Source organism: Luteimonas sp. KH_071, assembly GCF_057838005.1.
In genome coordinates, this window is the sequence record NZ_CM174458.1 from 2,350,367 (window position 1) to 2,375,924 (window position 25,558).

Annotated in this window: 19 protein-coding genes and 1 riboswitch; of the genes, 18 read left to right on the top strand and 1 reads right to left on the bottom strand. The window is 67.9% G+C overall.

Annotation, left to right across the window (positions count from 1 at the left end; translation table 11 throughout):
• The first annotated feature begins 51 nt into the window (after window positions 1-51).
• Window positions 52-157, top strand: a riboswitch (glycine riboswitch).
• A gap of 87 nt (window positions 158-244) precedes the next feature.
• From gcvP to AC3IRM_RS10955, 18 genes are all read left to right on the top strand, one after another.
• Window positions 245-3,133, top strand: coding sequence for an aminomethyl-transferring glycine dehydrogenase (gene gcvP / locus AC3IRM_RS10870; RefSeq protein ID WP_489203167.1), 2,889 nt, complete (start codon window positions 245-247; stop codon window positions 3,131-3,133).
• A gap of 190 nt (window positions 3,134-3,323) precedes the next feature.
• Window positions 3,324-5,381, top strand: a complete 2,058-nt coding sequence (locus AC3IRM_RS10875; protein WP_489203168.1) for a putative bifunctional diguanylate cyclase/phosphodiesterase — start codon at window positions 3,324-3,326, stop codon at window positions 5,379-5,381.
• A gap of 290 nt (window positions 5,382-5,671) precedes the next feature.
• The gene (locus AC3IRM_RS10880; protein WP_489203169.1) at window positions 5,672-5,953 is read left to right on the top strand and encodes a hypothetical protein; all 282 of its coding nucleotides are present in this window, start codon (window positions 5,672-5,674) and stop codon (window positions 5,951-5,953) included.
• A 399-nt stretch (window positions 5,954-6,352) separates the two neighbouring features.
• On the top strand, window positions 6,353-7,081 hold the full coding sequence (gene pyrH / locus AC3IRM_RS10885; RefSeq protein ID WP_159678555.1) for a UMP kinase: 729 nt from the start codon (window positions 6,353-6,355) through the stop codon (window positions 7,079-7,081).
• Between the two features lie 103 nt (window positions 7,082-7,184).
• Window positions 7,185-7,742 (top strand): ribosome recycling factor, encoded by a 558-nt coding sequence (frr, locus tag AC3IRM_RS10890; RefSeq protein ID WP_310152824.1) that lies wholly within the window; start codon window positions 7,185-7,187, stop codon window positions 7,740-7,742.
• A 19-nt stretch (window positions 7,743-7,761) separates the two neighbouring features.
• A complete protein-coding gene (gene uppS / locus AC3IRM_RS10895; RefSeq protein ID WP_489203170.1) occupies window positions 7,762-8,532 on the top strand; it encodes a polyprenyl diphosphate synthase in 771 nt (256 codons plus the stop codon).
• Window positions 8,529-9,368 (top strand): phosphatidate cytidylyltransferase, encoded by an 840-nt coding sequence (locus tag AC3IRM_RS10900; RefSeq protein WP_489203171.1) that lies wholly within the window; start codon window positions 8,529-8,531, stop codon window positions 9,366-9,368. The genes uppS and AC3IRM_RS10900 overlap by 4 nt, the downstream gene beginning before the upstream one ends.
• Before the next feature lie 34 nt (window positions 9,369-9,402).
• On the top strand, window positions 9,403-10,590 hold the full coding sequence (gene dxr / locus AC3IRM_RS10905; protein ID WP_489205909.1) for a 1-deoxy-D-xylulose-5-phosphate reductoisomerase: 1,188 nt from the start codon (window positions 9,403-9,405) through the stop codon (window positions 10,588-10,590).
• A gap of 9 nt (window positions 10,591-10,599) precedes the next feature.
• A complete protein-coding gene (gene rseP / locus AC3IRM_RS10910) occupies window positions 10,600-11,964 on the top strand; it encodes an RIP metalloprotease RseP (RefSeq protein WP_489203172.1) in 1,365 nt (454 codons plus the stop codon).
• Window positions 11,965-12,031: 67 nt separating this feature from the next.
• Complete coding sequence (gene bamA / locus AC3IRM_RS10915; RefSeq protein WP_489203173.1) at window positions 12,032-14,590, top strand: outer membrane protein assembly factor BamA; 2,559 nt, start codon at window positions 12,032-12,034, stop codon at window positions 14,588-14,590.
• 13 nt (window positions 14,591-14,603) lie between these two features.
• Entirely contained in the window at window positions 14,604-15,635 is a 1,032-nt protein-coding gene (lpxD, locus tag AC3IRM_RS10920) for a UDP-3-O-(3-hydroxymyristoyl)glucosamine N-acyltransferase (RefSeq protein WP_489203174.1), read from the top strand.
• Window positions 15,632-16,087, top strand: a complete 456-nt coding sequence (fabZ, locus tag AC3IRM_RS10925) for a 3-hydroxyacyl-ACP dehydratase FabZ (protein WP_310234863.1) — start codon at window positions 15,632-15,634, stop codon at window positions 16,085-16,087. Before lpxD ends, fabZ begins: the two co-directional genes overlap by 4 nt.
• Window position 16,088: 1 nt before the next feature.
• Window positions 16,089-16,874, top strand: coding sequence for an acyl-ACP--UDP-N-acetylglucosamine O-acyltransferase (gene lpxA / locus AC3IRM_RS10930; protein WP_489203175.1), 786 nt, complete (start codon window positions 16,089-16,091; stop codon window positions 16,872-16,874).
• A gap of 51 nt (window positions 16,875-16,925) precedes the next feature.
• Complete coding sequence (gene lpxB / locus AC3IRM_RS10935) at window positions 16,926-18,149, top strand: lipid-A-disaccharide synthase (protein ID WP_489203176.1); 1,224 nt, start codon at window positions 16,926-16,928, stop codon at window positions 18,147-18,149.
• Window positions 18,146-18,787 carry a ribonuclease HII gene (gene rnhB / locus AC3IRM_RS10940; protein ID WP_489203177.1) on the top strand — a complete coding sequence of 214 codons (642 nt, stop codon included), beginning with the start codon at window positions 18,146-18,148 and terminating at the stop codon, window positions 18,785-18,787. The genes lpxB and rnhB overlap by 4 nt, the downstream gene beginning before the upstream one ends.
• Window positions 18,788-18,932: 145 nt before the next feature.
• Window positions 18,933-22,463, top strand: coding sequence for a DNA polymerase III subunit alpha (gene dnaE / locus AC3IRM_RS10945; protein ID WP_489203178.1), 3,531 nt, complete (start codon window positions 18,933-18,935; stop codon window positions 22,461-22,463).
• 191 nt (window positions 22,464-22,654) lie between these two features.
• Window positions 22,655-23,614: an acetyl-CoA carboxylase carboxyltransferase subunit alpha gene (locus AC3IRM_RS10950; RefSeq protein ID WP_489203179.1), complete on the top strand. Its 960-nt coding sequence runs from the start codon at window positions 22,655-22,657 to the stop codon at window positions 23,612-23,614.
• Between the two features lie 89 nt (window positions 23,615-23,703).
• Window positions 23,704-24,378: a DUF4919 domain-containing protein gene (locus AC3IRM_RS10955; RefSeq protein WP_489203180.1), complete on the top strand. Its 675-nt coding sequence runs from the start codon at window positions 23,704-23,706 to the stop codon at window positions 24,376-24,378.
• 6 nt (window positions 24,379-24,384) lie between these two features.
• Here the strand turns inward: AC3IRM_RS10955 and AC3IRM_RS10960 are convergent, their stop codons facing one another.
• A complete protein-coding gene (locus AC3IRM_RS10960; protein ID WP_489203181.1) occupies window positions 24,385-25,446 on the bottom strand; it encodes an NADH:flavin oxidoreductase/NADH oxidase in 1,062 nt (353 codons plus the stop codon).
• Window positions 25,447-25,558: the final 112 nt, after the last annotated feature.

Consider the following 25,558-nt stretch of genomic DNA (forward strand, 5'->3'; position numbering starts at 1 on the left):
CCTGCCGTAGGCGCAACCGCCCGGAATCGCTCAGGCCCAGTACCGCTGCAGCGGCAACACTCTGGAGAGACCGGAGGCCCGTAGGGCACACCCGGCGCCGAAGGGGCACGAAGCGCACCGCTTCCAAACTCTCAGGCAAAAGGACAGAGGGGCAACGCGGAAGACCGGCGGTCTTCGGCCCTGTCGTCCGCGACGCGGATCGACATGGATCTGCGCCGGCATTCCTGACGCCCGCCCCTTCCGGATGCCCGCCATGACCGCTTCGACCCTGCGCGACCTCGAACACCCCTCGGCCTTCGTCGAGCGCCATATCGGCCCGAACGACGCCGAGATCGCCCACATGCTCGAGGTCGTCGGCCACGATTCGCTCGATGCGATGACCGACGCGATCGTGCCCGGCAGCATCGCCTCGCGCAGCCCGCTCGCCCTGCCCGACGCGATGACCGAGGTCGACGCGCTGGCGAAGATCCGCGGCGTGGCCAAGCAGAACACCGTGCTGCGCAGCGTCATCGGCCAGGGCTACTACGGCACGCACACGCCGAACGTCATCCTGCGCAACATCCTCGAGAACCCGGCCTGGTACACGGCCTACACGCCCTACCAGGCGGAGATCTCGCAGGGCCGCATGGAAGCGCTGATCAACTTCCAGACCATGGTCACCGACCTGACCGGCATGGACATCGCCAATGCCTCGCTGCTCGACGAGGCGACCGCCGCGGCCGAGGCGATGACGCTGGCCAAGCGCTCGGCGAAGTCGAAGTCCAACGTGTTCTTCGTCGCCGACGACGTGCATCCGCAGACGCTCGACGTGCTGCGCACCCGCGCCGACGGCCTCGGCATCGAGCTGCTGATCGGCCCCGCTGCCGACGCCAGGGACGCCGACACCTACGGCGTGCTGCTGCAGTATCCGAACACCTTCGGTCGCATCGACGACCACGCTGCCGTGGCCGAGGCCGTGCACGCGCGCGGCGGCGTCGTCGCGGTCGCGACCGACCTGCTCGCGCTGACCCTGATCCAGGCCCCGGGCCGCTGGGGCGCCGACATCGTCGTGGGCAACTCGCAGCGCTTCGGCGTGCCGTTCGGCTTCGGCGGCCCGCACGCCGGCTTCATGGCCTGTCGCGACGCCTACAAGCGCTCGATGCCGGGCCGCCTGATCGGTGTGTCGGTCGACGCCGCAGGCAACCAGGCCTATCGCCTGACGCTGCAGACGCGCGAGCAGCACATCCGCCGCGAGAAGGCGACGTCGAACATCTGCACCGCGCAGGTGCTGCTGGCGGTGATGGCGTCGATGTACGCCGTCTACCACGGCCCCGACGGCCTGACCCGCATCGCCCGCCGCACGCACCGCTTCGCGTCGATCCTCGCCGCCGCGCTCGGCAAGGCCGGCGTCACGGTCGGCGACGCGTTCTTCGACACGCTGCACGTGACAGGCGTCGACGCCGATGCGCTGCACGCCAAGGCGCGCGATGCCGGCTTCAACCTGCGCGCGATCGACGGCAGCTCGCTCGGCATCAGCCTCGACGAGACCACGACGCGCGACGAAGTCGTCGCGCTGGCGAAGCTGTTCGGCGCGCACGCCGACATCGAAGCACTCGACGCCGCGACCGCCGATGCGCTGCCGACGACGCTCGCGCGCGACACGCAGTTCATGACCCACCCGGTGTTCAACACCCACCACAGCGAACACGAACTGCTGCGCTATATGCGCACCCTGGCTGATCGCGATCTGGCGATGGACCGCACGATGATCCCGCTGGGCTCGTGCACGATGAAGCTCAACGCGACCGCCGAGATGATCCCGGTCACGTGGCCCGAGTTCGCCAACATCCATCCCCTGGCGCCGGCCGACCAGACCGCGGGCTACACCGAACTGATCGACGGCCTGGAAGCGATGCTGGTCGAGATCACCGGCTACGACGCGGTGAGCTTCCAGCCCAATTCCGGCGCGCAGGGCGAGTTCGCCGGCCTGCTCGCGATCCGCGCCTACCAGCAGGCGCAGGGCCAGGGCCATCGCGACATCTGCCTGATTCCCGAATCCGCGCATGGCACCAATCCCGCATCGGCGCAGATGGTCGGCATGACCGTGGTCGTGACCCGCTGCGACAAGGACGGCAACGTCGACATCGACGACATCCGCGCCAAGGCCGAGAAGTACTCCGATCGCCTGGCCGCGCTGATGATCACCTACCCGTCCACGCACGGCGTGTTCGAGGAGGACGTGGTCGCGATCTGCGACATCGTCCACCAGCACGGCGGCCAGGTGTACACGGACGGCGCCAACATGAACGCCCTGGTCGGCGTGGCGAAGCCGGGCAAGTGGGGCTCGGACGTCAGCCACCTGAACCTGCACAAGACCTTCTGCATTCCGCACGGCGGCGGCGGCCCGGGCGTCGGCCCGTGCGCGGTGAAGTCGCATCTGGCGCCTTACCTGCCGCGCGCGCTCGGCGGCGACGGCGCGGTCGGCATGGTGTCGGCGGCCACGTTCGGCTCGGCCTCGATCCTGCCGATCAGCTGGATGTACATCGCGATGATGGGCGCCGACGGCCTGCGCCGCGCCACCCAGGTCGCGCTGCTCAACGCCAACTACGTGGCCAGGCGCCTGGCGCCGCATTACCCGACGCTCTATACCGGCCGCAACGATCTCGTCGCGCACGAATGCATCCTCGACCTGCGCCCGATCAAGGACGCGACCGGCATCAGCGCCGAGGACGTGGCCAAGCGGCTGATCGATTTCGGCTTCCACGCGCCGACGCTGAGCTTCCCGGTCTCGGGCACGCTGATGGTGGAACCGACCGAAAGCGAATCGCTGCACGAGCTCGACCGCTTCATCGACGCGATGATCCAGATCCGGGACGAAATCCGCGCGATCGAGGACGGCCGCCTGGACCGCGACGACAACCCGCTCAAGCACGCGCCGCACACCGCGATGCAGGTCACCGCCAGCGAGTGGACCCACGCCTACCCGCGCGAACTGGCTGCGTTCCCGCTGGCGACGCTGCGCCATACCAAGTACTGGCCGCCGGTCGCGCGCGTCGACAACGTGCACGGCGACAAGAACGTGTTCTGCAGCTGCATTCCGATCGGCTCGGCCGAAGACGAGCCCGAGGCCTTCAGCGAGCCGGACGTCGTCTGACCGACTGCAGACGGCCTGTTCCGGCCGGCCGATCTGCCAACTGCGTCACAACCTGACCCGGCCGTATGGCCGGGTCTTATATTTGCGCAGGTTGTTCAGGCTGCACCCGCACCCGGAGGGATGTCGACAGCGTCGCGCATTGGCACGGCGGTTGCTTTCGAGATGCAGCCCCCCCTCCGGTCCAGTCCGCATGCTCGTCGGCACCTACAACCCGCTGCTTGTCGTCGTTTCGTATGTGGTGGCCGTGTTCGCCTCCTATGTTGCCCTCGACATGGCCGGACGCATCGCCGCGAGCGACGGCTGGGCGTCGCGCAGCTGGCTGGTCGGCGGTGCGATCGCAATGGGCTTCGGCATCTGGTCGATGCACTTCCTCGGCATGCTGGCGTTCGAGCTGCCGATTCCGCAGGGTTATGACCTCGCAGTCACGCTGTACTCGCTGCTGATCGCGATCTGCAGCTCCGCCTATGCGCTCAATGTGATCTCCGGTCGCGATCTGCCTGGACGCAAGCTCTGCGTCGCGGCGCTGATCCTCGGCGCCGGTATCGCCGCCATGCACTACGTCGGCATGGAAGCGATGCGCATGCAGCCGGGCATCGACTACCACGCGGGCTGGTTCGCCCTGTCGATCGTGATCGCGATCGTCGCCGCCGGCGCGGCGCTTTGGATCGCGTTCTCGCTGCGTCGAGAAGGCACCGGCGTGCTGCGCGCCCGCGGCCTGGCAGCCCTGGTCATGGGCGTGGCGGTGGTGGGGATGCACTACACGGGCATGGCCGCGGCGCGCTTTCCAGAAGGCAGCATCTGCGGCGCGGCGATCGCAGGCGGCATCTCGCCACAATGGCTGGCGAGCCTGGTCGGCGCCACGACGTTCGCGATTCTCGGCATGGCGCTCACGACCTCGATCCTGGACCGGCGCCTGCAGGAGCGCACCACCCTGCTCAGCGACTCGCTCAAGAAAGCGAACCAGGAACTGACGTATCTCGCCCTGCACGACAACCTGACCAAATTGCCGAATCGCCTGTTGCTCGAGGACAGGCTCGAACACGCGATCCGCCGAGCGGTCCGCAACGGCCATCGGTTCGCGCTGCTGTTCGTCGATCTCGACGGCTTCAAGGCCGTCAACGATGCCTACGGCCATCCGGTGGGCGACCGCCTGCTGCTTCAGGTCGCGCGACATCTCGATGCGGAGATCCGTGCCGAAGACACGCTGGCGCGCCTGGGCGGCGACGAGTTCGTGGTCGTCGCCGACATCAGCGACCCGGGCGATGCCGCAACGCTTGCCGAGAAACTGCTGCAGACGGTGGCGATGCCGGTACAGATCGAAGGCGGCGATCTCCACGTGACCGGCAGCATCGGCGTGGCGATCTTCGGCGCCGACGGCACCAATGCGCGCGAACTGATGGCGAACGCCGACGCGGCGATGTATTCGGCCAAGGACCAGGGGCGCAACGCCTACTGCTTCTTCGAGCCGTCGATGAACCGCGGTGCCCACGCCGAGCTTGCCCTCGTGCAGGACCTGCGCCGGGCGCTGGCGCTGGACCAGTTCACGCTCAACTACCAGCCCAAGTTGCGTGCGCCGGACGGCCCGCTGGTCGGCGTCGAGGCGCTGCTGCGCTGGCACCATCCCGAGCGCGGGCTGGTGATGCCGGACACGTTCATTCCGTTGGCCGAGAAGACCGGACTGATCCTCGAGATCGGCCGCTGGGTCATCCACGAGGCCTGCCGCCAGTTGATGGAATGGCGCGCGCTCGGGCGCGAGGTGCCGACGGTGTCGGTCAATCTGTCGGCGACCCAGTTCCGCTCGCCCGGCCTGCTCGGCAAGATCAAGGAAGCGCTGGCGCGGTACAGCATGCCACCGTCGTCGCTGGTGCTGGAAATCACCGAATCGACCGCGATGCACGACCCCGAAGCGAGCATGGTGATCCTGCAACGGCTGTCGGCGCTGGGCGTGCAGATCTCGATCGACGATTTCGGCACCGGCTATTCCAGCCTGTTGTACCTCAAGCGGTTGCCGGCCAGCGAACTCAAGATCGATCGCGCGTTCGTCAAGGATCTGGTTGCCGGCAGCGAGGACGCCGCGATCGTCTCGGCAATCATCGCGCTCGGCCGCACGCTCAACCTGTCGGTGATTGCCGAAGGCGTGGAGACTGCCGCCCAGCAGCACCTGCTGACCGAACTGGGGTGCACCTCGCTGCAGGGCTTCCACTTCGGCATGCCCGGCGACGCCGCCACGATCGGCGCACGCCTGTAGCGGCGCGCAGCCCGTCGATCGTCATCGGTCGCACCGAGGCCTGCTCGCCACCCCGGGCGCGGAGCCGGTGGGCTGCGCGGCGGGCGCGATGACCTCTGCGATGGAGCGAGGGTTCAAGGCGGTGCGCGAGGCGCGTGCGTCACCTCGCCACGCGCGCGTCGCGATCGTCGGACGGATGCCAGCGCAGCAGCGCGCCCGCAGCGATCGCGCGACGTCGTGCACCTGCGGGGTTCACGATCCGTGGGCACCGGTTGCGCCACGGTCGGGGTCCACAGCAGGAGATCGACCCCGTGTCCTCCAAGACGCCCCAATCGGAAAATGCACCCGACCAGCCACAGCAGGCGGATCATGTGGCGGTCAACGACCGCAAAGCGTCGCGCGGCGATGACTTCGCAGACGACAACAACCGCTCCGCAGAAGGCAACGATGCCGCGCTGATCTCCGGCCCGAGCTTCGAACGCCGCGTCCACAGCGACGGCACCGTCGAGGGTGTGCAACCCGGGACAGAAGACGACGATGCCCAGACCAGTGCTGATCACGCATCCGACCGGAATGCAGCTGGCACTTCGTAACCCGCGCGGAATCGCGTGCCGGGCGCCCGGGTGCCGGCTTCATTTCCCAGGGCAGTGACGCTGTCGGCGCTCCTGTCCATGCGTCCCGGCTGTGCGATGCCGCCGAATGCGGCCCCGGTTGCACACGTCCAGTGATTCGATTGGGAAATCCCGTGCACAGACATTGCCGGGAATGCGGTCGCCCGCCTGCACACCTGGGACGCCGGGCGCGCCTGGCTGGGGACCACGCAGTTGTGTCGCGCTGCACGTGACCATTCTCACCCACCGCGACATGCGGTGATCAGATGCGTCCACTGTCGCGATCACCGGTGCCCGGCGAGGCGAACATGACGGGCGGTTCGCGCACGGCCAGCGTCGATCCCCTAGAATCCGCACCGTCCTCGCCCCCGGAGTCATCGCATGTCGTCTGCCCCTCTCGCCTACCGCCGCGTCCTGCTCAAGTTGTCCGGCGAGGCCCTGATGGGCGACGAGGATTACGGCATCGATCCCAAGGTCATCGGCCGCCTGGCCGATGAAGTAATCGAAGCGCAGAAGGCCGGCGCCGAAGTCGGTCTGGTCATCGGCGGCGGCAACATCTTCCGCGGTGCCGGCCTGGCCGCAGCCGGCATGGACCGGGTGACCGGTGACCAGATGGGCATGCTGGCGACCGTCATCAACGCGCTGGCCATGCAGGACGCGCTGGAAAAGCGCGGCGCGCGCGCCCGCGTCATGAGCGCGATCAAAATCAACGACGTCTGCGAGGACTACATCCGCCGTCGTGCGATCCGCCATCTGGAAAAGGGCCGCATCGCGATCTTTGCCGCCGGCGTCGGCAGCCCCTTCTTCACCACCGACTCGGGCGCTGCACTGCGCGGCATCGAGATCGGCGCGGATCTGCTGCTGAAGGCGACCAAGGTCGACGGTGTCTACGATGCCGATCCCAAGAAGGTGCCGGATGCCAAACGTTACGATCGCCTGACCTATGACGACGTGCTGCGCCAGGGCCTCGAAGTCATGGACACCGCGGCGTTCGCGCTCGCGCGCGACTCGGATCTGCCGCTGCGCATCTTCGACATGAGCCAGGCCGGCGTGCTGCTGCGTATCCTGCGCGGCGAGCCGATCGGCACGCTGGTGCAGGGCCGCAGCTGAGTCCCTTCCGCGCGGCCCCGCGCCGCGCTGCAACAACCCCCGGCCCCGTCGCCGGTCCCGGACGCTTATAATCGTCCGATTCGCACACGGACCGGGGCTGCCAATGCTCAACGACATCAAGAAAGACACCCAGACCCGCATGGCCAAGAGCGTCGAAGCGCTCAAGCACACGCTGGTCAAGGTACGGACCGGGCGCGCGTCCACCGCCCTGGTCGACAACATCAAGGTCAATTACCACGGTTCGGACATGCCGCTGAATCAGGTCGCCAGCGTGGTGGTGTCCGACGCCCGCTCGCTGATGATCACGCCGTGGGAAAAGCAGATCGTCGGCGCGATCGAGAAGGCGATCCTCGGCTCAGACCTCGGTCTGACCCCGAACACCGCCGGCACGACGATCCGCCTCAACCTGCCCGCGCTGACCGAAGAACGCCGCCGTGACCTGTCGAAGGTCGTGCACAGCGAGGGCGAGGACAGCAAGGTCGCCATCCGCAACATCCGCCGCGATGCCAACCAGCAGATCAAGGAACTCCTGAAGGAGAAGCTGATCTCCGAGGACGACGAGCGCCGCAGCGAGGACGAGATCCAGAAGATCACCGACGCGGCGATCAAGGATGTCGACGAGGTGGTCAAGGCCAAGGAACAGGAACTGATGTCGGTCTGACGGCCTGGCCGCAGTCCGCATGAACGCTCCGATTCCGAGCGGGCACGTCCCGCGCCACATCGCCGTCATCATGGACGGCAACGGGCGCTGGGCGGCGCGCCGCAAGCGTCCGCGTGCGATCGGCCACCGTGCCGGCGCACGCACCGTGAATCTCTGCATCGACTTCTGCCTCGATCGCGGCGTCGACGTACTCACCCTGTTCGCGTTCTCCAGCGAAAACTGGGGCCGCCCCGACGAAGAAGTCGGGGCGCTGATGAAGCTGTTTCTCGGCGCGCTCGACCGTGAAGTCGGCGAGCTGCACCGGCGCGGCGTGCGGCTGCGTTTCATCGGTGAGCGCAGCCGCTTCAGCGAAGGCATTCGCGGCCGAATGGCGGCGGCGGAAGCCCTGACCGCCGGCAATACACGACTGACCCTGGCGGTTGCAGCAAGTTACGGCGGGCGCCAGGACATCGCGCAAGCCGCGCGTTCGCTGGCCGAGGATGTCGCGGCCGGCAGGTTGCGCCCCGATCAGATCGACGAGGCCGCGCTCGGGGCCCGCGTGGCGCTGGCCGATCTGCCGGCACCGGATCTTTTCATCCGCACCGGCGGGGACCTGCGCATCAGCAATTTCCTGCTGTGGCAGCTCGCCTACACCGAACTGTGGTTCACCGAGACGCTGTGGCCCGAACTCGGGGTCGCGGAACTCGAGCAGGCACTCCAGGTCTACGCTTCGCGCGAGCGACGCTTCGGGCTGACGGGCGAGCAGATCGCCACCGCACACGACGCATCGCCCGGGGAGGGCCACCCATGACATCCACCCGCATCCTCGCGGCCCTGCTGATGGCGCCTGTCGCCATCGCCGCCGTACTGCTGCTCAACACGCCCTGGATGGCCGCGGTCTCGGCGATCATCTTCCTCGCTGCGCTGTGGGAATGGCTGCGCCTGACCGACATCGACGACACGCTCGCGCGGACCGCGCTGCTGGCGCTGAACCTGTTACTGATGGTGGCGATCGTCTGGGCCTCGGCGACCGGCGGCGGTTCGCTGGTGCTGCTGAAGATCCTGGCGATGATCGGTGTCGGCTGGTGGCTGCTGGCGACGCTGTGGCTGCGCTACTACGACTTCGCTTCCGATCACGACACCAAGGCGCGGGTATTCAAGCTCGCCGCGGGCACTCTGGCGGTAATTCCGGCCTGGGCCGCGCTGTGCGTGATACACGCCGGCGAAAACGGCGGCCACGGCAATCGCTGGTTGCTGCTGGCGCTGGCGATCGTCTGGGCCACCGACACCGGCGCGTACTTCGCGGGTCGCAAGTTCGGCAAGCACAAGCTCGCGCCGCGCATCAGCCCGAACAAGACCGTCGAAGGTCTTGCGGGAGGCGTGGTGGCAGGGGTCGTCGTTGCCGTCGCATTCGCACCGCTGGCAGGGGCGACCACCGCGCAGTTGCCGCTGGTCGCGCTGGTCGCGGTGCTGACGGTGCTGGCATCGGTGGTCGGCGATCTGTTCGAAAGCCTGCTCAAGCGACACGTCGGCGCCAAGGATTCGGGCACGTTGATTCCCGGCCATGGCGGCGTGCTCGATCGCCTCGACAGCGTGCTGGCGGCGCTGCCGGTGTTCGCGTTCGGCCAGATCTGGCTCGGCTTCTGATGATGCAGCCCGTACTCCCATGTCACGGCCGGACATGCCGCGCATGATCCGCAAGGTCGCGGTGTTCGGTGCCACCGGTTCGATCGGCACCTCGGCGCTGGACGTCATCGCCCGGCACCCCGATCGCCTGCGCGCGAGCGTGCTGGCGGCAGGCCGCAATGTCGATGCCCTGGTCACGCTGTGCGTGGCGCATCGACCGGATCATGCGGTGATCGCCGATCCGACGCTGCTCGACGCCTTGGCGGCCGCATTGTGCGATGCCGGCCTCGACACCACGCCGCATGCCGGCATGCCCGCCCTCGACGCGCTCGCCAGCGATGCCGACGTCAGCGACACCGTCGTCGCCGCGATCGTCGGCGCGGCCGGGCTCGACTCCACGCTCGCCGCGCTCCGCGCCGGCAAGCGCGTGCTGCTGGCCAACAAGGAATCGCTGGTGCTGGCGGGCGCGCTGATGATGCAGGCCGCGCGCGACGCGGGCGCCACCATCGTGCCGATCGACAGCGAGCACAACGCGATCCACCAGTGCCTGCCCGCCGACGGCGACTGCAGCGGTGTGGCGCGCATCATCCTGACCGCATCCGGCGGCCCGTTCCGCGGCCGAGATCGCGCCTCGTTGGCCGACGTGACGCCGACCCAGGCGGTCGCGCATCCGAAGTGGTCGATGGGGCCGAAGATCTCGGTCGACTCCGCCACGCTGATGAACAAGGGGCTGGAACTGATCGAGGCGCACCATCTGTTCGCAATGCCGGCCGAGCGCCTCGACGTGCTGGTCCATCCGCAGAGCCTCGTGCACTCCTTCGTCGAATTCATCGACGGTTCCACCCTGGCGCAGCTCGGATTGCCCGACATGCGCACCGCGCTCGCCGTCGGGCTTGGATATCCGGATCGCATCGCATCCGGTGTGGCGGGCCTGGACCTGCTCGGCCACGGCCGCCTCGATTTCGAGGCGCCGGATACCGACGCATTTCCCTGCCTGGCGCTGGCACGCGGCGCATTGGCCGCTGGCGGCACCGCGCCTGCGCTGCTGAACGCGGCGAACGAAGTGGCGGTTTCAGCGTTTCTTCAGGGGCGACTGCGTTTTCTAGCCATTCCCACGCTGGTCGAGCACGTACTCGACACGCTTCCCGCCGCCGACGCGGCGTCGCTGGCCGTGCTGCGCGATGCCGATGCACGCGCGCGCAGTGTCGCCACCCACGCGATCGAATCCGGTGCCATCCATTGAACAAGCGTGATGTCTGAATTTGTCGGCTCGGTGTGGTGGCTGATCGTCAGCCTCGGCGTGCTGGTGACCTTCCACGAGTTCGGCCACTACTGGGTCGCGCGCCGCTGTGGCGTGCGCGTGCTGCGGTTCTCGGTCGGCTTCGGCCGCGCGCTATGGTCGCGTCGTGGCAGGGACGGCACGGTCTACCAGATCGCGATGATCCCGCTGGGCGGCTACGTCAAGATGCTCGACGAACGCGAGAGCCCGGTGCCGGAAGCCGAAGCGCACGAGGCCTTCAACCGCGCATCGGTATGGAAGCGGATCGCCATCGTCGCAGCCGGTCCGGTCGCCAACCTGATCCTGTGCGTCGCGCTGCTGTGGGCGATGTTCGTGATCGGCCGTCCCGATTACGCACCCGTCGTCGGCCAGGCCAGCGGCATCGCCGAAACCTCGGGGATGCGCGCCGGCGACCACATCGACGCCGTCGGTGATCGAGAGACGCCGACCTGGATGGAGGTGCAGCTGGCACTGCTGCCCGCCGCGCTCGACCGGGAAGACGTCACGCTGCGCGTGACCGACGAACGCGACCGCGAGATCACCCGCGAGCTGCGTCTGTCCGAGCTGCCCGCCGACTTCGACCAGCGGCGCATCACGACCGCGATCGGCCTGTGGCCGCAGCATCTGCTGCTGCCCGCGGTCGTGGGCAGCGTCGCACCGGATTCCGCCGCATGGGGCGTGCTGGCTGAAGGCGACCGGCTGACCGCCATCGACGGCAGCCAGGTGCGCGTGTTCGAGGACATCGGCCCGCTGGTGCAGAGGCTGGGCGACCGCGGCGGCCAGGCGATGGTCGAAGTGGAACGCGACGGCGAGCGCCTCGCGCTGGAGATCACACCCAGGCGCATGGAACTGCCCGAGGGTCGCGGCGAGTACTGGGCCTTCGGCATCGCGCCGCCGCGTGATCTTCCGATGCCGCCGAAGAACGCGATGCAGCAGTACAGCGTGCTTGCGGCTGTGCCGGCGGCGTTCCATGAGGTGGGCCACCTGACGGGCCAGCTGGTGGGCATGATCGGTCGCGCCTTCAGCGGCCGCGTCGCGATCGAAAACACGGTCGCCGGCCCGATCACGATTGCCCGCGCGGCCAATACCTATGCCGGTCAGGGGCCCGCGTGGTACCTGACGATCCTCGCACTGTTGTCCCTGAGCCTGGCGATCCTGAACCTCCTCCCCATCCCGCTGCTGGATGGGGGGCACCTGTTGTATTACCTTATCGAGTTGGTCAAAGGCAGCCCGGTCAGCGAGCGCGCGATGGTGGCCGGGCAATATGTCGGCCTGGCCCTGCTGGCCAGCCTGATGGGCCTGGCGTTCTACAACGACATCCTCCAACTCGTGCGCTGACACCTGTCCCGACCCGGATTCCGCCGCACCCACCGCGCCGGAACCACTCCCCTACCCGGATTCAAAGATGACGCGAATGCCTGACCGCCGCTTGCTTGCCCTCGCCCTTGCCACGGTGATCGCCGCGCCGGCGTGGGCCCAGACGGCCGCGAACGCACCTGCCGCCGCGCCGACGCCCGCCGAACTGCCTCCGCTGGCGCCGTCCAGCGCCAGCAGCTTCACGGTCAGCGACATCCGTGTCGATGGCCTGCAGCGTATCGGCGCGGGCACGGTGTTCACCTACCTGCCGGTCGAGCGTGGCGATACCGTCAATCCGACCCGGATCAGCGATTCGGTCCGCGCGCTCTACCGCACGGGCTTCTTCGAGGACATCCAGGTGGCGCGTCAGGGCGACATCCTCGTGTTCACCGTGACCGAGCGCCCGGCGATCAACCGCCTGACGCTGACCGGCAATAAGGACATCAAGACCGAGGACCTGACCAAGGGCCTGACCGAGATCGGCCTGTCCGAGGGCGAGACTTTCGACCGCCTCGACCTCGACCGCGTGACCCAGGAACTGGTGCGCCAGTACAACAACCGCGGCAAGTACAACGTCAAGATCACTCCGACCGTCTCGCGCCTCGATCGCAACCGCGTCGACATCGCGATCAACGTCGAAGAAGGCAAGGCGGCCAAGATCCGCCACATCAACATCATTGGCAACGAGACCTATGACCTCGACACGCTGACCGACAGCTGGGAATCGGGCGAGTCGAACTGGCTCAGCTGGTACCGCCGCGACGACCAGTACTCGCGCGAGAAGCTCGAGGGTGACCGCGAGAAGCTGCACAACTTCTACCTCGACCGGGGCTACATCGATTTCAGCGAGGACAGCGTCCAGGTCTCGATCAGCCCCGACAAGGCCGACATGTTCATCACCGCCGGCGTCACCGAAGGCGAGATCTACAAGGTGTCGGACGTGCAGATCACCGGCGATACGGTGCTGCCTAAGGAGGAGATCGAGAGCCGCGTGTTCGTGCAGAAGGACCAGGTGTTCTCGCGCGCACTGCTGGAACTCAGCTCCGATGCGATCGTCGCAACGCTCGGCAACATCGGCTACGCCTTCGCGCAGGTGAATCCGATTCCGGAAGTCGACCGCGAGAACCGCACCGTCTCGATCAATCTCCAGGTCGTACCGGGCCCGCGCGTCCAGGTGCGCCGCGTCCAGTTCAAGGGCAACAGCCGCACATCCGACGAAGTGATGCGCCGCGAAATGCGCCAGTTCGAAGGCAGCTGGTATTCGCAGGCCGCGGTCGACCGCTCCAAGGTCCGCTTGCAGCGCCTGGGCTACTTCGAATCGGGCAGCGTCAATGTCGAGAGCCAGCCGGTACCCGGCAGCAATGACGAAGTGGACGTGGTGTTCAGCGTCACCGAGACGACGTCGGGCAGCTTCACCTTCGGTCTCGGCTATTCGCAGCTGGCAGGCCTCACGACCTCGGTGCAGTTGTCGCAGAACAACTTCCTCGGCAGCGGCAACCGGGTGTCTGTGGAAGCGCAGCGCAACGTCTATCTGCAGCGCTACTCGTTCTCCTTCATGAACCCGTACTTCACCGACGGCGGCATGTCGCTGGGCTACAACCTGTGGTGGCGCGAGTTCGACAATTCCGAGTTCAACACTGCGCAATACTCGTCGACCAGCGCCGCGGCGCAGACTGTCCTCGGGATCCCGCTGACCGAGAACGACTCGATTTCGCTGCTGCTCGGTATCGACCGCAACCAGATCTTCACGTTCCGCGGTTCGTCGCCCGAATCGATCGTCGACTATGTCGACGCATTCGGCACACGCACCTTCCACGCCTGGCGCAGCGAGCTCGCCTGGGCGCGCGACACACGCAACGACTTCCTGCAGCCGACCCGGGGCATGATGCAGCGCGTGTCACTTGAAGCCACGCTGCCCGGCTCGACCGCCGAGTACTACAAGCTCAACTACGAAATCTCCAAGTACTGGCCGATCAACCGCCACCTGGTGCTCAACACGCGCGCCGAGCTCGGCTACGGCGACAGCTACGGCGACGATGTCGTGCGCAACGTCTGCTTCACCCCGTCGACATTCGTGGACAGCGACGGCGACGGCGTGGTCGACACGGAAGTGCCGGGCGCAGCGCCCAGCGACCCCTGCGATCCGACGTCGAACGATTATCTCCGCACGATCACCGCCAGCGGCCTGCCGTTCTACGAGAACTTCTACGCAGGCGGTCCCCGCTCGGTGCGCGGCTTCCGCGACAACACCCTGGGGCCGCGTGAAACGGCGTTCAACAGCTCGTTCCTGCAGCCCATCGGCGGCGCGGTCAAGACGATCGGCTCGGCGGAAATGTTCTTCCCCTCGCTGATCAAGTCGCCGGCCGCGCGCGTCTCCGCCTTCGTCGACTTCGGCAACGTCTACAAGGACGTCGACAGCTGGGATGCGAAGGAACTGCGCGCTTCGGCGGGCGTCGCGCTGATGTGGCGCGCACCGGTTGGTCCGATCTCGATCAGCTACTCGTATCCGCTGCGCCAGCAGAAGGAAGTGCGCGGTGGCGCGGGTGATCTGATCAAGCAGGGCGACGAAATCGAGCGTCTGCAGTTCACCTTCGGCGGCGCGTTCTGATCCAGCGCGACCGATGACCGACACGCAGCAGCCCCGCCATACCGCCGAAGCGCTCGCGCAGCGCTTCGGCCTGGTCGTCCACGGTGTATCGGACACTTCGGTGTCCGGCGTTGCGACGCTCGCCGGCGCCACGCGCGACCAGCTCGCGTTCCTGTCCAACCCGCGTTATCGCCCCCAGCTCGCCGACACCGCCGCCGGCATCGTGGTGCTGCGCGAGGCCGATGCGGAAGGCTACGCGGGCACGGCACTGATCGCGAAGGATCCCTACGTCGCCTACGCGAAGATCGCCGCGTTGTTCGAACCGTCCAGCGATGCACCCGTGGGCATCCACGCCTCCGCCGTGGTCGATCCCTCCGCGCGCGTCGATCCCAGCGCGTCGATCGGCCCGCACGTCAGCATCGGCGCGCGCAGCGTGATCGGCGCCGGTGCGACGCTCGGCGCGGGTTGCGCGGTCGGCGAGGACTGCGTCGTCGGCGAGGGCAGCCGGCTGGTTGCACGCGTGACACTGGTCACGCGCGTGCGTCTGGGTGCCCGCGTGACCATCCATCCCGGCGCGGTACTGGGTTCGGAAGGCTTCGGTCTGGCGATGGACGCCGGGCGCTGGATCAATGTGCCGCAGCTCGGCGGCGTGGTGATCGGCGACGACTGCGACATCGGCGCCAATACGACGATCGATCGCGGCGCACTCGAAGACACGACGCTGGCCGAAGGCGTGCGCCTCGACAATCTGATCCAGATCGGACACAACGTGCGCATCGGCGCGCACACCGCGATCGCGGGCTGCGTCGGCATCGCCGGCAGTACGAAAATAGGCAGCTACTGCCTGCTGGCAGGCAAGGTCGGCGTCGCCGGTCACCTTGAAATCTGCGACAAGGTCGTCGTCCACGCGATGACGATGGTGTCCGCATCCATCACCGAGCCCGGCGAGTATTCCGCCGGCATTCCTGCCCAGCCCACGCGCGAGTGGCGGAAGAATGCCGTGCGGATCCGCCAGCTCGATTCGCTCGCGCGCCGCGTCACGGCGCTCGGGAAGGGGGAACCATGACAGACCCGATCACGCTGCCGATCTACATCGACGGCGTCCACAAGCTGCTGCCGCACCGCTATCCGTTCCTGCTCGTCGACCGTGTCGTCGAGTTCGAGCATGGCAAGCGCGTGCTCTGTTACAAGAACGTCTCGGCGAACGAGGAGTTCTTCCAGGGCCACTTTCCCGGGCAGCCGGTGATGCCGGGCGTACTCGTCGTCGAGGCGATGGCGCAGGCCGGCGGCATCCTGACCCACCTGACCAAGGGCAAGGACTGCGAAGGCAACCTGTCGTATCTGGTCAAGGTCGATGCGGCGAAGTTCTCGCGCATGGTGGTGCCGGGCGATCGTCTCGAACTCGAGGTCACGATCAAGCGCGAGATCCGCAACATGACCATGTACAGCGGCATCGCGCGCGTGGACGGCGAACAGGCGGCCTGCGCGGAGATCCTCTGCGCCGAGGTTCCGCGCTGACATGGGCGCTGCGCAGGTCCATCCCAGCGCGGTCGTCGATCCCGGCGCGACGCTGGGCGAGGACGTGCGCATCGGTGCGTTCACGCTGATCGGAGCGGACGTCGAGATCGGCGCCGGCACCATCGTCGGGCCGCATTCCAGCATCCACGGGCCGACGCGCATCGGCCGCGAGAACCACATCCATGGCCATGCCGCGATCGGCGGCGAGCCGCAGGACAAGAAGTTCGCGGGCGAACGCGCGGAACTGGTCATCGGCGACCGCAACACGATCCGCGAATTCGTCACGATCAACCGCGGCACCGGCGACGGTGGCGGCATCACCCACGTCGGCGACGACAACTGGTTCCTCGCCTATACCCACGTCGCGCACGACTGCGTCGTCGGCAACCGATGTGTGTTCTCGAACAACGCCACGCTGGCCGGCCACGTCACCGTCGGCGACCACGTGATCCTCAGCGGCTTCGTCGGCATCCACCAGTTCTGCCGGATCGGCGCGCACGCGTTCATCGGCATGGGCGCCTTCGTCAACGGCGACGTGCCACCGTTCGTCATGGTGGCGCAGGACGGCTACGGCCGACCGCGCGGCATCAATGCCGAGGGGCTGAAGCGGCGCGGCTTCGATGCCGCGCGTACCTCCGCGATCAAGCGCGCCTACCGCGCGCTGTATGTCTCCGGCGATTCGCTGGCGGATGCACGTGTGCGTCTGGCCGAGATGGCAGTGGACAGCGACGATGTCCGCACGTTCCTGGATTTCATCGACGCAGGCGATCGTCCGCTGTTGCGTTGACCTCGTCCGCGGCACGACGATCTGTCGATGCCGCACAATGACGCCGTGTCCATGACTGCGCCCGCTTCCGTTTCCCTGATACCCGGCAGCCCATCCGGTGCGCCGTTGCGCATCGCGCTCGTCGCCGGGGAGGCGTCCGGCGATCTGCTCGGCGCAGGTCTGATCGAACAGCTGCGCGCGCGCTATCCGCAGGCGACGTTCGCCGGCGTCGGCGGCGATGCGATGCGCGCGGCCGGCATGGAGACGTGGCACGACGCCTCCGAACTCGCAGTCATGGGGCTGTCGGAAGTGCTGCGGCATCTGCCGCGCCTGCTCAAGCTGCGCAGGACGCTGCGCGCGCACCTGCTCGACTGGCAGCCCGATGTCTTCATCGGCATCGACGCACCCGACTTCAATCTCGGTCTGGAGCGCACGCTCAAGGACCGCGGCATCCGCACCGTGCATTACGTGAGTCCGTCGATCTGGGCCTGGCGGCAGGGACGCGCTGCGAAGATCGGCCGCAGCGCCGATCTCGTGCTGTGCCTGTTTCCGATGGAGCCGCCGATCTACGCCACCCATGGTGTCGATGCGCGCTTCGTCGGCCATCCGCTGGCGGAAATGCTGGCGCTCGAACCGGACCGTGCTGCGGCGCGCGATGCGCTCGGACTGCCGCAGGACGCGCCCGTGCTCGCGGTGCTGCCGGGTTCGCGCCTGGGCGAAATCTCGCGGCTCGGCGAGGTGTTCCTGGAGGCCGCCGCGCGTGTCGCCGGCGCGCTGCCCGGTTTGCGCATCGTCGTGCCGGCCGCGAATGCCGGTTGCCGCGCTGCGATCGACGCGCTGCTCGCGCAACCGCGCTTCACAGCCCTCGATGTGCAGGTACTCGACGGTCAGGCGCGTGCCGCCATGGTCGCCAGTGATGTGGTGCTGCTCGCCTCGGGCACGGCGACGCTGGAAGCGTTGCTGGCCAAACGGCCGATGGTCGTCGGCTACCGCATCGCGCCGAGCACGGCGTTTCTGGTGCGCCTCTTCAAACTGATGCAGGTCGATCGCTTCTCGCTGCCGAACGTGCTCGCCGGCCGTTTGATCGCGCCGGAGTTCATGCAGGAAGACTGCACGCCCGAGAACCTGTCGGCTGCGGTGCTGCACTGGTTCCGTGATCCGGCCGCGGCCGATGCACTGCAGCCGGTCTATCTCGATCTGCATCTGCAGCTGCGCCAGGGCGCGTCGGCCACCGCGGCAGATGCCGTCCTGCGTCTGGCCGTGCCCGCCCTGCCCGCACCGGCGCAGACACCGTGACCCGTCGCCTGCGCATCGCAGGTGTCGACGAGGCCGGGCGTGGTCCCTTGGCCGGACCGGTCGTGGTCGCGGCGGTGATCCTGCATCCGAAGCGTCCGATCGATGGCCTCGACGATTCCAAGAAGCTGACCGAGAAACGCCGCGAGGCGCTGTACCCGCAGATCGTCGAGCGGGCGCTCGCGTGGCGCGTCGAATTCGTCGATGTCGAGGAAATCGATCGCATCAACATTTTCCAGGCGACGATGATCGGCATGGCGCGCGCGGTGCAGGCGCTGGCGCCGGCGGCCGAACGCGTGCTGATCGACGGCAACCGCCTGCCACGCGGCCTGCCCTGCCCCGCACGCGCGATCATCGGCGGCGACGCGCTCGAGCAATCGATCATGGCGGCGTCGATCCTCGCCAAGGTCGCGCGCGATCGCGCAATGGTCGAACTGCACGCAGCGTTTCCCGATTACGGTTTCGACCGGCACAAGGGCTACGGCGCGCCGACGCACCTCGCCGCGCTGCTCGCGCACGGCCCCTGCGTGCATCACCGTCGCAGCTTCGCGCCGGTGGCGCGCTTGTTGCCCGAGGCCGTGTCGGACGTCATCGCCGAACCCGCGACCGCGGACCTGTTCGCCGAGCCGTTGCCGGCCTGACCGCAGCGCGTGGAAGCCCGCGACTGAACCGTTTCCCGGCGGCCGCCATGCACCCGCCGCGCCAGAGCGCGACCCGTCCCCTGTCAAGCCTTGTCCGTCCCCCGCCCCGGCCCTAACCTGACCCTCCGGTCGCCACGCCCACGCAATGTCCGCCCGCTTCGCCCATCTGCACGTCCACAGCGAATACTCGCTCTCCGATTCGACGATCCGGATCAAGGAGCTGGTCAAACGCTGCGCCGCGCTCGACCAGCCGTCGGTGGCGCTGACCGACCGCAACAACCTGTTCGCGCTGGTGAAGTTCTACAAGGCGGCCGAAGGTGCCGGCATCAAGCCGGTGATGGGCGCCGACATCTCGCTCGCCGAAGGCGACGAACCGGCCTCGACGCTGACCCTGCTGTGCCGCGACCACGACGGCTATCTGTCGCTGTCGCGCCTGCTCACGCGCGCGTGGATGGAAGGCCATCGCACCGATGGCGTCGTCGTGCGGCCGGACTGGCTTCGCGAGGCGAATACCGGCCTGTTCGCGATCGCCGGCCGACACGGCCCGGCGGCGAAGCTGCTCACCGGTGGCCGCGACGATCTCGCTCGGCACTGGTACGCGCAATGGCGCGAGGTGTTCGACGACCGCCTGTTCCTGCAGCTCTCCCGCTGCGGCTTCGACGACGAGGCCGTGCACAACGCGCTCGCGCTGCAGGTGTCCTCCGATCTCTCGCTGCCGGTGATCGCCGGCAACGACGTGCGCTTCCTCGATGCCGAGGGTTTCGACGCGCACGAAGCGCGCGTGTGCATTTCCACCGGCCGCGTGCTCGACGATCCGCGTCGCCCGAAGCTCTACACGCGCGAGCAGTACCTGAAGTCGGCCGACGAGATGGCCGCGCTGTTTTCCGATGTGCCCGACGCGATCGACAACACGCTCGCGCTCGCGCAGCGCTGCAATCTCGAACTGCGGCTGGGCACCTACTATCTGCCGGCCTATCCGGTGCCCGACGAGCACACGCTCGACACCTGGATCCGCGCGCAGTCGCACGAGGGTCTGGTCGAGCGTCTGGCGAAGTACCCGATCGCGCCGGGGCATACGCGCGAAAGCTACATCGAGCGTCTCGACATCGAGCTCGACGTCATCTGCAAGATGGGGTTTCCGGGCTACTTCCTGATCGTCTCGGACTTCATCAAATGGGCCAAGGAACACGACATCCCGGTCGGTCCGGGGCGTGGTTCGGGCGCCGGCTCGCTGGTCGCGTGGGCGCTGAAGATCACCGATATCGATCCGCTGCCCTACGACCTGCTGTTCGAGCGCTTCCTCAATCCCGAACGCGTGTCGATGCCCGACTTCGACATCGACTTCTGCATGGACCGTCGCGACGAGGTCATCGACTACGTCGCCGCGAAGTACGGCCGTGACCGCGTCAGCCAGATCATCACCTACGGCACCATGGCCGCGAAGGCCGTGGTGCGCGATACCGGCCGCGTGCTCGGCTATCCCTACGGCATGGTCGACGGCATTTCCAAGCTGGTGCCACCGACGCTGGGCATCGGTCTGGAGGACGCACTGGGGCGCACCGACAAGTCGCGCAGCGACGATGCCTGGCGCTCCGATGAACTGATCGCGCGCTACAACGACGAGGACGACGTCCGCGACCTGCTCGATCTCGCCCTGCAGCTCGAGGACCTGACCCGCAACGCCGGCAAGCACGCCGGCGGCGTGGTGATCGCGCCCTCGCCGCTCAGCGATTTCTGCCCGCTGTACGCGGAACACGACGAAGGCAACCGGGGCCGTAACCCGGTCACCCAGTTCGACAAGGACGACGTCGAGACGATCGGCCTGGTGAAGTTCGACTTCCTCGGCCTGCGCACGCTCACGATCATCGACTGGGCGGTCAAGGCGATCAACGCGCGCCGCGCCGCGGCCGGCGAAGATCCGCTCGACATCGCCGCGCTGCCGCTAGACGACGTGGAGAGCTACAAGCTGTTCGCGCGTGGCGACACGGTCGCGGTGTTCCAGTTCGAATCGCGCGGCATGCGCGAGCTGCTCAAGCGCGCACAGCCCGACACCTTCGAGGACATCATCGCGCTCGCCGCCCTGTTCCGGCCCGGCCCGCTGGGCTCGGGGATGGACAAGGAATGGGTCGACCGCAAGCACGGCCGCACGGACGTGAGCTACCCGCACCCGTCGCTGGAGCCGGTGCTCTCGCCCACCTACGGCGTCATCGTCTACCAGGAACAGGTGATGCAGATCGCCCAGGTCCTGGCCGGCTATTCGCTGGGCGGCGCCGACCTGCTGCGCCGCGCGATGGGCAAGAAGAAGGCCGAGGAAATGGCCAAGGAGCGCGCCAAGTTCGAGGCGGGCTCGGCCGAAAACGGCGTCGACCCGCGGGTCGCGACGCAGATCTTCGACCTGATGGAAAAATTCGCCGAGTACGGCTTCAACAAGTCGCACTCGGCCGCCTATGCGCTGGTCGCCTACCAGACCGCATGGCTGAAGGTGCATTACCCGGCCGAGTTCATGGCCGCGGTGCTGTCCTCGGACATGGACAACACCGACAAGGTCACCGGCTTTCTGACCGAAGCGCGGACGATGGGCCTGGACGTGCTGCCGCCCGACGTCAATGCGTCGGCCTACATGTTCGAGGCGATCGATCCGCAGACCATCCGCTACGGCCTGGGCGCAGTGAAGGGCGTCGGCCGCGGCGCCTGCGAGAACATCGTCGAAGCCCGTGTGCAGGCGGGTGTGTTCCCCGACCTGCTTGACTTCTGCCGGCGCGTCGATTCCTCGCGCCTCAACAAGCGCACGCTCGAAGCACTGATCAATGCGGGCGCGATGGATGCGCTGGGCAAGAACCGGGCATCGCTGATGCTGCAGTTGCCCGAAGCGCTGAAAGCGACCGACCAGCTCACCCGCAACCGCAACGCCGGCATCGTCGACATGTTCGGCAGCAGCGTCGGCGACAGCGATGCGCTGCACATCGATCTGCCCGAATGCGAGGAATGGCCGCTCAAGCAGAAGCTCGACGGCGAACGCGACACGCTCGGCCATTACCTCAGCGGTCATCCGCTCGATCCGTATCGCGATGAGCTGCAGGCGCTGGTCGGCACCGATCTGGGCCAGCTCGACAGCCTGTGGGCGGCGCGCGACCAGAAGGGCGGCGGCAACAGCTGGCGGCCGGAAACCCAGGTCATCATCGCCGGGCAGGTCGGCGCGATGCGCAAGCGCGGCGACTCGCAGGCCTTCGTGCTGCTGGAAGACGGCCGCGGCCGGCTAGAATGCGGCTTCTTCGCCGATGCCAGCAGCGAGTACGCGCATCTGCTGACGCGCGACCGCATCCTGATCGTCGAGGGCGGCCTGCGCGAGGACGAGTTCAGTGGCGGCTTCGCGTTGCGCGTGAAGCGCTGCTGGGATTTCCACACCGTGTGTCCGGAACATGCGCGCCGGCTGTCGCTGCGCCTGGACCTGCGGGTGCCCGGCACGCTGGCGCGCGTGGAACAGGTGCTGGCCCAGCACCGCCCCGGCAAGACGCCGCTGCGTCTGGATCTGCTGCTGGAGACCGGCAGCGCCGGCACGCTGGACGTCAACGGGGCGCACTCGGTCCGTGTGGACGCCGAACTGCCCGGCACCCTGCGCGCCCAGGCCGGCGTGCGCATCGCCCGGCTGGACATCGCCAAGCCCTGGGCGAACTGACGGCCTGCTGGCGAGACGTCCGGCTTCGCAACATCCGTCAACATGCGGCGATCTGCGATCCAGACGCCCTCGTACGGCCCCAACGGGCGCTCTCCGCTAGACTGTCGCCCTTTCCGGCTCCGGCCGGGCCCGCGTGGCGCAGTGCGCCCGGGTCCGCACCGCGGTCGCCTCCCAATGGACGGCTTTCCCGAATGAATCCGAATTACCTCGACTTCGAACAGCCCATCGCCGATCTCGAAGCGAAGATCCAGGAACTGCGCCAGGCCAGCGACGGCCCGGCGGTCAACATCGACGCCGAACTCGCCACGCTGCGCGACAAGCTGCGCAAGCGCACCGCGCACATCTTCCGCGACCTCACGCCCTGGCAGGTGTCGCAGCTCGCGCGTCACCCGCAGCGCCCGTACACCAACGACTACATCCGCAGCATCTGCGACGAGTTCGAGGAACTGGCCGGCGACCGCGCCTATGCCGACGATGCCGCGATCGTCGGTGGTCTCGGCCGCATCGACGGCCGCAGCGTGGTGATCATCGGGCACCAGAAGGGCCGCGATACCAAGACCAAGGTGCGTCGCAATTTCGGCATGCCGCGTCCCGAGGGGTATCGCAAGGCGCTGCGTCTGATGAAGATGGCCGAGCGCTTCAAGCTGCCGCTGCTGACCTTCATCGACACGCCCGGCGCCTACCCGGGCATCGGCGCGGAAGAACGGGGCCAGTCCGAAGCCATCGCCCGCAATCTGCTGGAGATGGCCGAACTCAAGACGCCGATCCTCTGCACCGTGATCGGCGAAGGCGGCTCGGGTGGCGCGCTGGCGATCGGCGTCGGCGACCGCACCCTGATGCTCGAGTACAGCACCTACTCGGTGATCTCGCCGGAAGGCTGCGCGTCGATCCTGTGGAAGGATGCCGGCAAGGCGCGCGACGCCGCCGAGCAGCTCGGCCTGACTGCCAAGCGGCTCAAGTCGCTGGGCCTGGTCGACAAGGTGGTGCGCGAGCCGATCGGCGGCGCGCACCGCAATCCGCGCCAGACCGCGACGCGCCTCAAGGCCGTGCTGATGAACGAACTCGACCAGCTGGAACAGCTGCCGGTCGAGACGCTGCTGCAGCGCCGCTACGAGCGCCTGCGCAGCTACGGGGCGTACGAGGCGGCCTGAGGGCGTAGTCCGCGTCGGCGTCCGGCCCTTCAACGGTTCTTTCGGGGCGCGTGGCAGACTCGCCGTTCACTCGACGAATGGATGCCTCGATGGAAACGCGCACCTCTGCCCACCGTGGCCGACTGTCTGCCCTGTCCCTTGCCCTGGTGCTGTGCGTCGTTACGGCGACCACGACCGCCGCGGCTGACGACACCACTCGCGAGGTCGCAGCCCGCGCGCCCGCGCTGGCAGGTGCCGTGCGGTCAGCCTGCACCGCGATCACCAGTGTCTCCGGCCGGTCACCGCTCGAAATCGAAAGCGCGATCCGCGACGCACGCGCCGCCGTTGGCACAGCGGTGACCTCCGAGGCGACCGTGCGTGCCGCCGCGCCCATCCTTGCGGCGCTGGCAGAACGCATCGGAGATCTGGACCGGGTGCCATCGCTGCAGTTGCAGATGCTGCGCAACGCGCTTGCCAACAGTGCCGACGATCGCGAACGCCTGATCGAAGGACGGGCATTTACGCACGCGCTGCTGCAGCACATCGACGGCAGCGGCGACGGCGCGACACCCGCGACCGCTTGGCATCCGTGTCTCGTCAGCAACGAGTACGTTTTCGTGCAACAGGTCCTGCGGGCGCGCGATGTCACCCAGCAGGCATTGGTGCACGAAGATGGACGGCACTACGACAAACTCACCCTGACGATGGGCGATGGCAGCACGCGCGAGGTGTTCTTCGACATCACCGATGTCTTCACCCGCAACGCCGAGGCGCTGACGCGCTGACCAGCCTCACCACGCGCGCAGGTACTGGTCCGGCGTCTCGATCTCGACGCCGAGCTCGCGCGCCGCGCGACGCGGGAAATACGGATCGCGCAGCAGTTCGCGTGCCAGCAGCACGAGGTCGGCATCGCCGTCGGCGACGATGCGCTCGGCCTGCGCCGGCGTCGTGATCAGACCCACCGCGCCGGTCGCGATACCGACGTCTTCGCGGATGCGGCGCGCGAACGGCACTTGGTAATCCGGAACCGCTTCGATCGACTGCAGCGGCGAGAGGCCACCGCTCGAGGTATCGACAAGGTCCACGCCGCGATCCTTGAGCAGGCGCGCCAGTTCCACGCTCTGCCCGATATCCCAGCCGCCCTCGACCCAGTCACTCGCCGAGATGCGCACCCACAGCGGCAGGCGCTCGGGCCAGACGCCGCGCACCGCGTCGACCACGTCGAGCACCACGCGCACACGATTGTCGAAACTGCCGCCCCAGGCGTCATCGCGCGTGTTCGACAGCGGCGACAGGAACTGGTGCAGCAGATAGCCGTGCGCGGCGTGCAGTTCGGCGACCTCGAAGCCGGCATCGAGTGCGCGCACCGCGCCCGCACGGAAATCCTCGACCACCTGCGCGATGCCGGCCGCGTCGAGCGCCCGCGGCGACGGATAGTCCGCGTTGTAGGCCAGCGCCGACGGCGCGACCACCTGCCAGCCACCATCGGCGACCGGCACCGCGCTGCGTCCGCGCCACGGCGCGAACGTGCTGGCCTTGCGCCCGGCATGCGCCAGCTGGATCGCCGGCGCCGCGCCCTGCGCGCGGATGAAGTGCGCGATCGGCGCCCAGGCCTGCGCCTGCGCCTCGTTCCAGATGCCGGCGTCCTGCGGCGAGATCCGGCCCTCGGGCGAGACTGCGCACGCCTCGGTCATCACCAGTCCCGCGCCCCCTACGGCGCGGCTGCCCAGATGCACGCGGTGCCACTCGTCTGGCAGGCCATCGACAGACGCGTACTGGCACATCGGCGACACCGCGATGCGGTTGCGCAGCGTCAGGTCACGCTGGCGGAACGGGGTGAACAGGGCGGACATGCGGGAACTTCCTGCGGATGCGATCCGCGACTGTAGGCTGCGGGCGGACGCGCGAACACCGCACCACCGGATCGCTGCATCGCGTGGATGCGCGCTCCCCACCGCAGCACGG

What these genes read in the sequence shown, in the direction of transcription:
- lpxD (WP_489203174.1), top strand. Translation starts at nt 14,604, where the DNA reads ATGACCGACACGCAGCAGCCCCGCCATACCGCCGAAGCGCTCGCGCAG.
- AC3IRM_RS10900 (WP_489203171.1), top strand. Translation starts at nt 8,529, where the DNA reads ATGACATCCACCCGCATCCTCGCGGCCCTGCTGATGGCGCCTGTCGCC.
- uppS (WP_489203170.1), top strand. Translation starts at nt 7,762, where the DNA reads ATGAACGCTCCGATTCCGAGCGGGCACGTCCCGCGCCACATCGCCGTC.
- rseP (WP_489203172.1), top strand. Translation starts at nt 10,600, where the DNA reads ATGTCTGAATTTGTCGGCTCGGTGTGGTGGCTGATCGTCAGCCTCGGC.
- lpxB (WP_489203176.1), top strand. Translation starts at nt 16,926, where the DNA reads ATGACTGCGCCCGCTTCCGTTTCCCTGATACCCGGCAGCCCATCCGGT.
- gcvP (WP_489203167.1), top strand. Translation starts at nt 245, where the DNA reads ATGCCCGCCATGACCGCTTCGACCCTGCGCGACCTCGAACACCCCTCG.
- AC3IRM_RS10960 (WP_489203181.1), bottom strand. Translation starts at nt 25,446, where the DNA reads ATGTCCGCCCTGTTCACCCCGTTCCGCCAGCGTGACCTGACGCTGCGC.
- AC3IRM_RS10955 (WP_489203180.1), top strand. Translation starts at nt 23,704, where the DNA reads ATGGAAACGCGCACCTCTGCCCACCGTGGCCGACTGTCTGCCCTGTCC.
- bamA (WP_489203173.1), top strand. Translation starts at nt 12,032, where the DNA reads ATGACGCGAATGCCTGACCGCCGCTTGCTTGCCCTCGCCCTTGCCACG.
- AC3IRM_RS10950 (WP_489203179.1), top strand. Translation starts at nt 22,655, where the DNA reads ATGAATCCGAATTACCTCGACTTCGAACAGCCCATCGCCGATCTCGAA.
- fabZ (WP_310234863.1), top strand. Translation starts at nt 15,632, where the DNA reads ATGACAGACCCGATCACGCTGCCGATCTACATCGACGGCGTCCACAAG.
- AC3IRM_RS10875 (WP_489203168.1), top strand. Translation starts at nt 3,324, where the DNA reads ATGCTCGTCGGCACCTACAACCCGCTGCTTGTCGTCGTTTCGTATGTG.
- dxr (WP_489205909.1), top strand. Translation starts at nt 9,403, where the DNA reads ATGCCGCGCATGATCCGCAAGGTCGCGGTGTTCGGTGCCACCGGTTCG.
- dnaE (WP_489203178.1), top strand. Translation starts at nt 18,933, where the DNA reads ATGTCCGCCCGCTTCGCCCATCTGCACGTCCACAGCGAATACTCGCTC.
- lpxA (WP_489203175.1), top strand. Translation starts at nt 16,089, where the DNA reads ATGGGCGCTGCGCAGGTCCATCCCAGCGCGGTCGTCGATCCCGGCGCG.
- pyrH (WP_159678555.1), top strand. Translation starts at nt 6,353, where the DNA reads ATGTCGTCTGCCCCTCTCGCCTACCGCCGCGTCCTGCTCAAGTTGTCC.
- frr (WP_310152824.1), top strand. Translation starts at nt 7,185, where the DNA reads ATGCTCAACGACATCAAGAAAGACACCCAGACCCGCATGGCCAAGAGC.